Annotated in this window: 10 protein-coding genes and 2 pseudogenes; 2 read left to right on the forward strand and 10 right to left on the reverse strand. The window is 62.1% G+C overall.

Features of this window, described 5'->3' with window-relative positions; all coding sequences use genetic code 11:
• Positions 1 to 98: 98 nt before the first annotated feature.
• Positions 99 to 788 (reverse strand): GntR family transcriptional regulator, encoded by a 690-nt coding sequence (locus CKW17_RS19000; protein ID WP_095121004.1) that lies wholly within the window; start codon positions 786 to 788, stop codon positions 99 to 101.
• 114 nt (positions 789 to 902) lie between these two features.
• Here CKW17_RS19000 and CKW17_RS19005 point away from each other — a divergent pair.
• A pseudogene (locus CKW17_RS19005) lies at positions 903 to 1,040 on the forward strand (flavin reductase family protein); the annotation flags it as partial.
• 147 nt (positions 1,041 to 1,187) lie between these two features.
• On the opposite strand, the gene CKW17_RS19015 reads toward CKW17_RS19005, so the two are convergent.
• The 8 genes from CKW17_RS19015 to CKW17_RS19050 form a co-directional block, all read right to left on the reverse strand.
• Complete coding sequence (locus CKW17_RS19015) at positions 1,188 to 1,847, reverse strand: DUF799 domain-containing protein (RefSeq protein ID WP_095121006.1); 660 nt, start codon at positions 1,845 to 1,847, stop codon at positions 1,188 to 1,190.
• A complete protein-coding gene (locus tag CKW17_RS19020) occupies positions 1,844 to 2,215 on the reverse strand; it encodes a DUF4810 domain-containing protein (protein ID WP_095121007.1) in 372 nt (123 codons plus the stop codon). Before CKW17_RS19020 ends, CKW17_RS19015 begins: the two co-directional genes overlap by 4 nt.
• Positions 2,216 to 2,244: 29 nt before the next feature.
• Positions 2,245 to 2,931: a CsgG/HfaB family protein gene (locus CKW17_RS19025; protein WP_176470095.1), complete on the reverse strand. Its 687-nt coding sequence runs from the start codon at positions 2,929 to 2,931 to the stop codon at positions 2,245 to 2,247.
• A gap of 255 nt (positions 2,932 to 3,186) precedes the next feature.
• Positions 3,187 to 6,285: an error-prone DNA polymerase gene (locus tag CKW17_RS19030; RefSeq protein ID WP_218274248.1), complete on the reverse strand. Its 3,099-nt coding sequence runs from the start codon at positions 6,283 to 6,285 to the stop codon at positions 3,187 to 3,189.
• Complete coding sequence (locus CKW17_RS19035) at positions 6,261 to 7,676, reverse strand: DNA polymerase Y family protein (protein ID WP_095121010.1); 1,416 nt, start codon at positions 7,674 to 7,676, stop codon at positions 6,261 to 6,263. The genes CKW17_RS19030 and CKW17_RS19035 overlap by 25 nt, the downstream gene beginning before the upstream one ends.
• A gap of 7 nt (positions 7,677 to 7,683) precedes the next feature.
• The gene (gene imuA, locus CKW17_RS19040; protein ID WP_095121011.1) at positions 7,684 to 8,301 is read right to left on the reverse strand and encodes a translesion DNA synthesis-associated protein ImuA; all 618 of its coding nucleotides are present in this window, start codon (positions 8,299 to 8,301) and stop codon (positions 7,684 to 7,686) included.
• Complete coding sequence (gene lexA / locus CKW17_RS19045; protein ID WP_095121012.1) at positions 8,301 to 8,918, reverse strand: transcriptional repressor LexA; 618 nt, start codon at positions 8,916 to 8,918, stop codon at positions 8,301 to 8,303. Before lexA ends, imuA begins: the two co-directional genes overlap by 1 nt.
• 188 nt (positions 8,919 to 9,106) lie before the next feature.
• Entirely contained in the window at positions 9,107 to 10,024 is a 918-nt protein-coding gene (locus tag CKW17_RS19050) for a LysR family transcriptional regulator (RefSeq protein ID WP_095121013.1), read from the reverse strand.
• A 103-nt stretch (positions 10,025 to 10,127) separates the two neighbouring features.
• On the opposite strand from CKW17_RS19050, the gene CKW17_RS19055 reads away from it, so the two are divergent.
• Complete coding sequence (locus CKW17_RS19055; RefSeq protein ID WP_095121014.1) at positions 10,128 to 11,870, forward strand: amidohydrolase; 1,743 nt, start codon at positions 10,128 to 10,130, stop codon at positions 11,868 to 11,870.
• A 47-nt stretch (positions 11,871 to 11,917) separates the two neighbouring features.
• Here the strand turns inward: CKW17_RS19055 and CKW17_RS30605 are convergent.
• Positions 11,918 to 12,013, reverse strand: a pseudogene (locus tag CKW17_RS30605) (IS110 family transposase); the annotation flags it as partial.

Below are 12,013 nucleotides of genomic sequence, written 5' to 3' on the forward strand. Positions count from 1 at the left end.
ATCGCGACGCCGTATCGACGCGACGCCCGTCTGTTTCGAGCGTCTGCAGTCGCATTGGTTTCATTTGAGGTATAGCCGATTTAATCTCCGCCTGGAACCTAAACTCCGATCAGGTGTTTGAGCGGATGGTAGCCAGTTTTCATTTTCGCGGCGACGTCGAGAATGGCCTTCTCGATACCGTTGAGATGCGTACAGGTCAGCTCGATGGCGGCGCTCTGATTGCCGGCCTCGATGTACTCGATCAGGCGCAGGTGTTCGTTGTCGCGGCAGACTTCATGGCTGTCGTCGTCCAGCGCGGCGGCGTATAGCGAGGCGCGGGAGATCAGCTTCTGGAACCAGTCGAGCAATACCGGATTATTGAGGCTGCGCGCCAGTTTGATGTGGAACTCGCCGAGCAGATGGATCAGCCGTTCGTGATCGCCCGCCGCATGGGCTTCATCTTCCAGCAGCAGGTGTTCGCGCAGGTCCTGCATCGCGGTGCTGTCCTTGCGCCGGCACAGTTCAGTGACGATGCCGATCTCGATCAGCCGCCGGGTTTCGAACAGTGAACGGAGCTCTTCGTTGCTCGGCAGCGACACCGATGCCCCTTTATTGGGCTCGGTGGTGACCAGCCCATCGGCCTCCAGTTGCTTCAATGCCGCGCGCACCGACGTGCGGCTGACATTGAATAACTCGGCCAGCGAGGCCTCACCCAGCTTCATCCCCGGGCGCAACGAACGCTTGCTGATCGCCTCGTAAACCCCTTGGTAGACGCGGTCGACCGTGGTTCCCGGTTTCTTGTCGGTCATTCGAACACTCCTTTAGCGTCGGGCAACCCTCCCCGGCGATGCCTGGCCATGGAAAAAGGGCGGCAGACGCAGGTTAATCCGGGCCTTGGCAAATTGCATTCATATATTGCATACCGACGGAGGATGGCGCTGAACATCGGTCAGTCGCGGGAGATCATTTTTGGCGAGGTGGTGATGGCGCATGTGCGCGATGAGTTGATCGATCCGAAGACGCTGTACATCGATCAATTGGGCCTGGATGCGATCAGGCGGTGGTGAGCGGTTTTGGCCAGAGCGTTGACTACTGATCGTTCCCACGCTCTGCGTGGGAATGCCGCCATGGACGCTCTGCGTCCACTGTGACGCGGAGCGTCACGGGATGCGTTCCCACGCAGAGCGTGGGAACGATCATTACCGGGCTCAGTCGGTGCCGTACTTCGGCGAGCGCGGACCGTACAGCAGGCCTGCCCTATGCCCGGCCGAGAGCAGACGATTGCTCGCCACACCGGCAATCGGGTAGCCGGCATCGGTGGAACTGTTGATGATCTGCTTCACCGCCGCCGAGATCAGCATGCCGACGATACCGCCGGCATTGCTATTGCCGCCCTCTTCGCTCGACGCCCGGGCCGAACCGGTCCACAGCGTCGTGCCGCTTTTCAGGTCGACCAGTTTCGCCGTCGCGGTCACTGCGGTTTCACTGCTGATCACCATGTAACGCGTACCGTATTCGGTCACGGTGATGTACAGCGCGGCGTCCGCACCGAAGATGTCCCTCAGTTTGTTTGCCGGTGCCTGATGGATGTCGTCGGGGATGGTCAGGCCGTTCTGGCGGAATGTCTCGTCAACCAGCGTAATCGGCAGCACGTAGTAACCGGCCTCGGCCAGCGGGAACGTCACTTGCGACAGCAGGCTGTACGACGCCTTCACATCCGGCGAAGTGTTCAGCGGTGGCAGCACCAGAATGGTCTTCGGCCGCGCCTGCTTGTAGGCCGAGTAATCCACGGTCTTGGGCGCAACGCAGCCACCCAGCACGGTCAGGGCCAGAACGGCGGCCAGCAGTTTCAAGGTACGCGCGATCATTTCGCGTCTCCGGTCTTGGCGTTCTTGAGCAGGAAATCCATGTACGTCCCGGACTCGGGGAACAGGGTTTTCTCGGTCTTGAACTGCTGCACCATCTGGTCGTCCTTGCCCATGCTCAGATAGAGCAGGCCAAGGTGCGCGTGGTAACCCGGCGGTACGGCTTTGCCGGTGGAGCGGATTTTCTGCAGGTCACGTTCCAGCGCTTCGGCCTGGGCTTCCTTCGGCTCTTCGCCTTTGAAGTATTCGTAGACCTGGGGTTCGTAGCCTTCCCATTGGTACAGGGTTTGCGGGCCGGGGGCACAACCGGCCAGCAAGGCACTGGCAGCCAGCGTCAGCGCCATCAGCGAGCGCGACAAAATCAGATTCATGAGGTGTTGCTCCTTGCAATGGGCGTCGATCAGTTGCCCGGTTTCCAGGCACCGGCGTTCATGCCATCGACCAGACGATTGATCGCCTCGCGCATGGCCAGATCCAGTACTTTGCCGTTGAGGGTCGAGTCGTAGGCAGCGGTGCCGCCGAAGCCGATGATTTCGCGGTTGGACAGCGCGTATTCGCCAGCGCCCTGAGTGGAATACACCACTTCCGAGGTGCTGATGTTGACGATGTTCAGGTTGACCTTGGCGTAGGCGACCTGGGTCTTGCCACGGCCAAGAATGCCGAACAACTGGTGATCGCCGGTCTCTTTGCGGCCGAACTCGGTGACGTCACCGGTAACCACGTAATCGGCACCTTTGAGACGCTGGGCCTGGCCCTTGATCGCCGCTTCCTGCTGGATCTCGCCCATGTTGTCGCGATCCAGCACGCTGAAGCGGTTGGTTTGCTGCAAGTGGGTGATGAGGATGGTCTTGGCCTGACCGCCGAGACGGTCGACGCCGTCGGAGAAGATCCCGCGCATGTAGCTGGAGCGGTTGTCGAACTTGCCCACGGCCATTGGCACGCGAACGCCGGTCCAGACTTGTGTGGCGCTTTCAACCTTGGCCACCGGCAATGCACGGGAGCTTTCGGTCGCGCAACCTGAGAGTGTGCCAGCCATCGTGCCAAGCACAGCAATCGCGACGCCTGAGACCAGCATCCGGGAGATCATTCTCACTGAGTATTCCTTTGAAAAACGGGGATGTCCCGGCACGGCAATGCGCGGCGGGAGCTGAAAAGGGGCGGCATTATGACAAAGTGCCATCATTCGTGACAGGTTTTTTTGACGCCAGTGAATTGGCTGCCTTGAACAGAAGCAAAACCCTGTAGGAGTGAGCCTGCTCGCGATATCGGTGTGTCATTCACGTTGATGTTGTCTGACACACCGATATCGCGAGCAGGCTCACTCCTACAAGGGTTGTGTTGATCAGTGGAAATCGCGGCTCTGTACGCGGATGCCGTTGAGCAGCGGGCTGAGGTCGCTCAGCCGGCCAGCGATCAGGTGGCGCACTTCGCCCTCGCGCTCCCAGCGGCCATCGACCTTGAGCAATTGCGAACCGACCAGCACTTGCCGCTGACGCTCGGCCAGATCGCGCCAGACCACCACGTTGACGTTGCCGAACTCGTCTTCCAGCGTTACGAACGTCACACCGCTGGCAGTGCCCGGTCGTTGGCGTCCGGTCACCAGCCCGGCGACGCTCACCGGCCGACCGTGCTCGACGTCGAGCAATTCCTGCGAACTGCGGCAGCGCAATGCCTTCAACTGGCCGCGCAACAGCGCCAGCGGATGCGGCCCCAACGTGGTACCGACGGTGCTGTAATCGGCGTGCAGATCCTCGCCAACGCTGGGTTTGGGCAGCTCCACCTCCGGCTCCTCCTGGCTCGGCAACCCGGCAAACAGGCCCAGCTGTTTCTGCACCCCGGCGACTTCCCAGCGCGCCCGATGCCGATGCCCGGCCAAACCGCGCAACGCCCCGGAATCGGCGAGCAACGCCTGCGCCCGACTGTCGAGCGCCGCCCGCTCGCCCAGATCGGCGACATCGGCAAACGCACCGCGCGCCCGCGCCGCCTCGATGCGCCGGGCATCGTCTTCGCGAAAGCCCTTGATCATGCGCAGGCCCATGCGAATCGCCGGTTGCGCCGCCGTGGTGGTTTCCAGGCTGCAATCCCAGTCACTGGCACGCACGTCGACCGGGCGAATCTGCAAATGATGCCGGCGCGCGTCCTGGAGAATCTGGTCCGGGCTGTAGAAACCCATGGGCCAACTGTTGATCAACGCACAGGCGAACGCCGCCGGTTCGTGGCACTTGAGCCAGCAACTGGCGTAGGTCAGCAAAGCAAAACTGGCGGCGTGGGATTCGGGAAAACCGTAGCTGCCGAAGCCTTTGATCTGCTCGAAAATCTGCGCGGCGAACTCCGGTGTGTAGCCATTCTTCTTCATGCCGGCGGCGAGGCGTTCCTTGTGCGGCTCCAAGCCACCGTGGCGTTTCCACGCGGCCATCGAGCGACGTAATTGATCGGCCTCGCCGGGGCTGTAGTCGGCGGCGACGATGGCGATCTGCATGACCTGTTCCTGAAACAGCGGCACGCCGAGGGTTCTTTCCAGAACGACCTTGAGTTCTGGCGACGGGTAGGTTTCCTCCTCTTCCTTGTTCCGGCGCCGCAGGTACGGATGCACCATCCCGCCCTGAATCGGCCCCGGGCGGACGATGGCCACCTCGATCACCAAGTCATAGAACTTCGCCGGTTTCAGGCGCGGCAACATCGACATCTGTGCGCGGGATTCGATCTGGAACACGCCAATGGTGTCGGCGCGGCTGATCATCTCGTAGGTCGGTTTGTCTTCAGGCGGAATCGTCGCCAGACTCAAGTCCAGATTACGGTGACGTCGCAGCAAGTCGAAGCAGCGACGGATTGCGCTGAGCATGCCGAGGGCGAGGATATCCACCTTGAGCAGGCCGACGGCGTCGAGGTCGTCCTTGTCCCACTGGATGATCGTGCGCTCGGCCATGGCGGCATTCTCGACCGGAACCAGCGTGTCCAGCGGCTGCTCGGAAATCACGAAACCGCCGGGGTGTTGCGACAGGTGCCGGGGGAAACCGATCAGTTGCCCGGTCAGGCTCAGCACCCGGCGCAGCACCGGGCTTTCCGGGTCAAAGCCGCCTTCGAGCAAGCGCTCGACCGGCGGCGTTTCATCGCTCCAGTGGCCGCAGCAATCGGCCAATGCATTGATCTGATCCGGCGGCAGACCCAGGGCCTTGGCCACATCGCGCACCGCACCGGCAGCGTGGTAGGTGCTGACCACCGCCGTCAGCGCCGCGCGACCACGGCCGTAACGGCGAAACACGTATTGCAGGACTTCTTCGCGGCGTTCGTGCTCGAAGTCGACGTCGATGTCCGGCGGCTCGTTACGCTCTTTGGACATAAAGCGTTCGAACAGCAGCGTGGTGCGATCCGGGTCGATTTCGGTGATGCCCAAGGCGAAACACACCGCCGAGTTGGCGGCCGAGCCACGGCCCTGACAGAGGATTTTTTGCTCACGGGCAAAATGCACCACGTCGTGCACGGTGAGGAAGTAGCTTTCGTAGCCGAGCTCGGCGATCAGCTTCAGCTCCTTGTTGATCTGCCTCAGCACCTTGAAGGGCGCGCCCTTTTTCCAACGCCAGGCGATGCCTTCCTTGGTCAGTTGCCTTAGCCAGGAACTGGCGCTGTGCCCCTCGGGCACCAACTCTTTGGGGTATTGATAACGCAACTCGCCCAGATCGAAGGTGCAGCGCCGGGCCAGACTCACCGATTCGTCGAGCAAAGCCTGCGGATACAACTCGCGCAACACCTCAACGCTGCGTAAATGCCGCTCGCCATTGGGATGCAAACGCAGCCCGGCCTCAGCCACCGGCACGTGATGACGGATCGCCGTCATGGTGTCCTGCAAGGCACGGCGACCGCGGGCGTGCATATGCACATCGCCGCTAGCCACCGCCGGAATCTGCAACTCGGCGGCCAGACTCAACAAGCTCGCCAGCCGTTGCTGATCGTCCTGGCCACGATGCAACTGTACCGCCAGCCACAAGCGTTCGGCGAAGGTCTGCTGCAACCAACGACCCTCTTCCACGTCATCGAGTGAATCCGGCACCCACAACACCAGCAACCCCGGCAACGGCTCGGCGAAGTCCTCGCGCAACACCTGATACTGGCCCTTCTGCGTGCGCCGTCGGGCGCGGGTGATCAAACCACACAAGGCCTGATAACCCGCCAGGTTCTCCACCAACAGCACCAGTTTCGGGCCGTTTTCAATGCGCACTTCACTGCCGATGATCAGCGGCAGCTCAACCGATTTCGCCGCTTGCCAGGCGCGAACGATTCCGGCCAGCGTGCACTCATCGGTGATCGCCAGCGCCTGATAGCCGTGCTTTTTTGCCCGTTGAAACAGTTCCAGCGCACTGGACGCACCGCGCTGAAAACTGAAGTTCGACAGGCAGTGCAGTTCGGCATAACCGTCGCTCATGCAAACCAGCCCTGCAGCCACAACGGACCGCCCTCACCCACCGCGCGATAAGCCCAGCCCTGTTGACCGGCGCGGTTCTGGATCAGGTAATAATCGCGGCGTACATCGTCACCGTCCCACCAGCCGGACTCGATACGTTCCGGCCCCATCAGAATCCGCGCCGAACCTTGCGCCACGCTCTGCGGTTCGCCGAGCAACCAGCCCGGGCGATGCACGCTGGGCAAAGCTGCGCAGCGTTGTTTGTCGACGCCGTGCTGCCACGCGCACTCCGGCCGATGATCAGCCTGAAAACGCAGCCCCTGCACGGCGTCATCGCCAAGCCGTGCGCGCAGGCGTTCGCGCAATTGCTCCCACGGCAAAGTCTGCTGCGGACGATCGTCGAACAGTTCCTGAAACTGCGGGACGAAACTCGGCAGATCCTCGGCGCGCAGGCGAAAGCCGCGCACCGGTGCCTCGACTTGCACTTGCTCCAACCGTCCGCGTGCCAGTTCGAAAAGCATCGCCGGATCACGTTCGGCGCTGAGCAAACCGACTTTGATCACGCTGTCCGGCAACCCGGCGTGCTCCAGATGCAGGTCGAAACGTTGTACGCCGCTGTCACGCCCGCAGAGGAACGCCGACAGGTCACCGGTCAAACGGCGTAACGGGAACAGCAATGCCTGATGCGACTGCACGTCGAAATTCAGTTCGATGCGTACGTCGAAACGATCCGGTGGCAGGTAGAACTCCAGCGCCAAGGGGCGCGCACCGAACAAGGTGTCGAGATGCTTGAGCATCTGCGCCTCGAAACGCCGCGCCAGCGCCTGACGCGGCAGGCTCTGCACCTGACTGAGGTTGCGCAGGCCCATGCGCGACAACGCCGTGGCCACGCTTGGCTCCAGGCCGACGCGGTCGACCGGTAACTGACCGAGGTGATGCTGCAAGGCCTCGCCGTCCGGCACCACCAAGCCATCGTAAGCATTGGCCAGCACTCGCGCCGCCACCGGATTCGGTGCAGCGACGATGCGATGACGAAAACCCAGATCGCTCAGTTCCTGGCGCAGTCGTGCTTCGAACTGCGCCCACGAACCGAACAGACCCAGGCTCGATTCGATCTCGAACACCACGGTGCGTGGGTAATGCACGCTGACCTGCGAACTGAAACGGTAGGCCCACGCAGCGAGAAACTGCTGCCAGTGTTCGACCTCGGCGGCCTCGTAATCGGCGGTGGCAAAACCTTTGCTCATGGCCTGCGCAGCGGTCATCGACTGGCCGGGACGCAAACCGAGTTTGCGTGCCGCCGGGTTGACCGCTTGCAACACACGGCGTTGAGCCGGACCGTTGAGCAGCACCAGCGGTTCATCAGGATCGGGGCGCTGACGCAGCACGGCGTCGAGAGCCAATTGCGGGAACAGAATACACACCCAGCGCATGGCGACCTCAGTGACCCACGGCAAAGGCAATCGGCGCCGCACGCGCCAAACCGCCACGGCACTTGAGCACGCGCAACTGCGCGGGTTTGGCATCAATGGCAATGCGCAACGCCGCCGGTGACGGGTTGACTGCTTCACTCAACGGGCGCCAGGCAAACGCCAGGGTCTGGCCGGTTTCCGCCGCGACCTGCAAACGGCGCAACGCGCGGTCATCAGCCTTGTGCGGCCAGCACAGTACGGCGCCGCAACTGCCCGAACGCAAACACTGTTCCGCCGCCCACAAGGCATCGCGCTCGCTGGCCTGAATCACCGACAACTGGCGCAAATCGACCCCAGCGTTTTCCCATGCCTGCGGGTACGGCACAAAGGGTGGCGCCACCAGCACAATGCGCTCGCCCGCCGCCGACAACCGCGCCAGCGTCGGCCAGACCAGTTGCAGTTCGCCGACACCGGGGCCGGCCAACAGGATTTCGCTCAGCGCCGCCTCCGGCCAGCCACCGCTGGGCAATGCCGCGTCCAGCGCGGCGTGCCCGGTCGGTTGCGGGCTGGCGGCCGGGGGCGCAGGCCGGCCCTTCCAGACCTGGCCGCCATTGAACAGCGTATCCAACGCAACGACGGCGCCCATCAGCCTTGCCTCACCAGACCACAGAACACCCCTTCGATGGCCAGATCCTGATCGTCGCGCACGACAATCGGCTGGTACGCCGGGTTGCGCGGCAACAGCCGCACTTCAGCGCCGAGCCGTTCGAAGCGTTTGATAGTGACTTCACCGTCGAGCCGCGCCACGACGATCTGGCCGTTGAGCGCTTCGGGATTGCGCCGCACGCCGACCAGATCGCCGTCGAGGATGCCGTCCTCGATCATCGAATCGCCCTGCACCCGCAGCATGTAGTCGGGTGTGCGCGAGAACAGCGCCGGGTCGAGCAGCAAGCGGCTATGGATGTCGGCATCGGCGCCAATCGGTGCACCGGCAGCGACGCGGCCGAGCACAGGGATATCGAGCAGTTCCGGACGCGGCGGCTGCCCGAGCAGGCGAATGCCTCGGGCCTGATGCGGATTGACCTCGATAAAACCGGCCTCGGTGAGCGCGAGCACGTGCTTGCGCGCCACGCTGCGCGAGGCAAAACCAAAAGCCTCGCTGATTTCAGCGAGGCTTGGGGGCTGACCGTGTTCGGCGATTCGATCGCGGATAAACGTCAGGATGGCGGTACGGCGGGGAGTCAGATTGGTCATGGAGTACATTTGTACTCCTGTAGGATTTTCCTGACAAGCGCCACAGGTCGGCCCACCCCACGTTGATCGTTCCTACGTTCTTGATCGTTCCCACGCTCTGCGTGGGAATGCCTCTAGGGACGCTCTGCGTCCAGTGACGCGGAGCGTCACGGGCTGCATTCCCACGCCGGAGCGTGGGAACGATCAGTGCGTGGGTGTTAGCCAAGGCCGCGTTCGGCGAGAAATGCAGCGATGTAATCGATAAAGGCAACGACCTTCGCCGTGGCCCGCCGATGACTCGGATACACCGCCAGAATGTGCGGGCCGAAGCTATCCGGGTCGATCTCATAATCGGCCATGACCCGCACCAATCTCCCATCGGCAATGTACGGCGCAGCGCTCCACAGCGGCGTGTGCAGCAAACCACGCCCGGCCAAGGCACTGGCCAGCAACAAATCGTAATTATCACTGCGCAATCGCGGCGCCGCCGGTTGCGCCAGGCTCAGTCGCTGCCCGTCGCGCTCGGCCCACCAGAACTCGCGGCTGAGCAGCGGATGCTGATAAAGCAGCCATTCATGCTGTTCAAGGGTTTGTGGGTTCACCGGCAAACCCTTGCGCGCCAGATATTCCGGGCTGCCGCACAAGGCCAGACGATTGCTGCCAACCACCCGCGCAATCAGCCCCGGCAAGTCATCGTGACCCTCACGCAACGCCAGGTCGTAACCACTTTCCAGCAGATTGACGAACGCATCGCACAGATCCACTTGCAGGCTGATCTGCGGGTATTGCTGCAAAAACCCGTCACACACCTCATCGAGAAATGCCCGCCCATACGCCAGCGGCGCGGTGATTTTCAGGCTGCCGCGCAAACCGTGCTGCAACTGCTCGATTTCCTCGCTGGCCTCGTCAAGCCGTTGCAACACCAGCCGTGCGGTTTCCAGGTACACGCGGCCAATTTCGGTGAGCAAAATCCGCCGCGTGCTGCGCTCGAACAGCCGTGCGCCCAGCTCCGACTCCAGATGATTGACCGCTTTGGTCAGCGCCGACGGGGTCTTGCCCAACTGCTCGGCGGCGCGGCTGAAACTGCCGAGCTGCGCGGTGACCACGAACATTTTCAATGCACCCAACTTGTCCATGCTTTTTCCATTCAGGCAAAAACGTTTTTCGTGAGGGAGGCGTTCTGTCAGCCGCTACCAGCCACTAATCTCGCCATCAGACGCAATAACAAGGAAATCTTCAATGAAAAGATTCATCCCGAGTCTGTTGGTAGCCGCTGTAAGTTTTGCCTCGATGGAAGCCATGGCAGCACCTGATCTGATCCTGCTCAACGGCAAGATTTTTACCGCTGACCGTGCGCAACCCAAGGTTCAGGCCCTGGCCGTGGAGAACGGCAAAGTGCTGAAAGTCGGCACCGACGCACAGATCAAAGCCTTGATCGAACCCGGCACAAAAGTCATCGACCTCAAGGGCAAAGCGTTGATGCCCGGCCTGATCGACAGCCATTCCCACGCGATTTTCGGCGGACTGGAAATGGTCTCGGCGAACATGGAAGACGAAGTCGTCGACCTCGACGAACTGCAAAAACGCTTGCGCGCCTGGCGTGCAGACGGCAAGGCCAAACACGGCGATGTGTTAAGCATCGCTGGCATGAGTTCGGTTTATTGGGCGCAAGCCGAGGCCCTGGGCAAAACCTTCAACAGCGGCGAATGGGCCAGCGTGCCAGTGGTATTTATCGGCAGCGACCACCATACGGCGTGGGCCAACAATGTGATGCTCAAGCGCGCCGGCATCGACGCCGCACTGCTGCAAACCTTGCCTGACGCGGAAAAAGACACCATCGGCAAACTGGCCAACGGTGAGCCGAACGGCTTTGTGGTCGACGCTGGTTGGGATCGGGTCGCCTCGAAAATGCCGGTGCCGAGCCCTGCCGACATGCTCAACGCCGCCAAGTCAGCGGTGCGCTACAACAACAGCCTCGGCATCACCGCGTGGATGGACCCGGCCGCCAACGCCGCACCGGGTGAAGCGGTGTTCGCGCTCAAGCCGACCGAGAAAACCGTCGGCGTGCTGCCGGCCTATAAAGCCTTATCGGAAAGCGGCGACATGAGCGTACACGTCGCGGCGCTGCTGGTGGCCAACCCGAAAAGCGTGCCCGCCGACCTCGACACGCTGGACAAGGTGCGCCAGCAATTCCAGGGCATTCCCAACCTGACCCTACCCGGGATCAAGATCTTCGCCGACGGCGTGATCGAATTCCCGGCGCAGAGCGCAGCGATGATCGATCCGTACAGCAACTCGCACAAACAGGGCGAACTGCTGATTGATCCGCAGCATTTCGGCGAACTGGTCAGCGCCATCGACCAGCGCGGCTGGCTGGTGCACATCCACGCGATCGGCGACCGCGCGGTGCGTGAGTCACTGAACGGCATCGCCCAGGCGCGCAAGGACCGCCAGAGCCGCGTGACTCACTCGATCACTCACCTGCAAATGGTCAACCCGAAAGAGTTCGCCCGCTTCAAGCCGCTCAACGTCATCGCCTCGATGCAACTGCTGTGGGCCAGCGCCGACGATTACACCACCGACATGATCAAGCCCTACGTCAGCGCCCTCGCCTTTCGCTATCAATATCCAGCGCACTCGTTGCTGAAACAGGGCGCGACGATTGCCGGCGCCAGTGACTGGCCGGTGTCGACGCCGAATCCGTTCAATGCCATGGCCCAGGCCATCACCCGCGTCGGACCGTTGGGTGTGCTCAACGCCGAGGAACGTCTGGACCGCGACACGATGTTCTATGCCTACACCATCAACGCCGCGCGCACGATTGGCCTGGAGAAGCAGATCGGCTCGCTGACGCCGGGCAAGCAGGCTGATTTTATCGTCCTCGACCGCGACGTGTTCAGCGTCGACAACAAAGCCCTGCATGACACCCAGGTCCTGCAAACCTGGTTCGGCGGCCGTCAGGTCTACACCGCCACAAAATAACAACACTGTTCCCCCCTGTGGGAGATTCTATGGTTGAGGGGAAGCCCTCAACTGACTTTTGCCTGATATTCGCTTTGCCCTTTCAGCAAGGCGAATACCACCCGAGCAAGTTTGCGAGCCAGCATCACCAACGCCTGCGTGGT

Origin of the sequence: Pseudomonas sp. Irchel s3f10 (assembly GCF_900187515.1) — a bacterium.
Classification (GTDB): Bacteria; Pseudomonadota; Gammaproteobacteria; order Pseudomonadales; family Pseudomonadaceae; genus Aquipseudomonas; species Aquipseudomonas tensinigenes.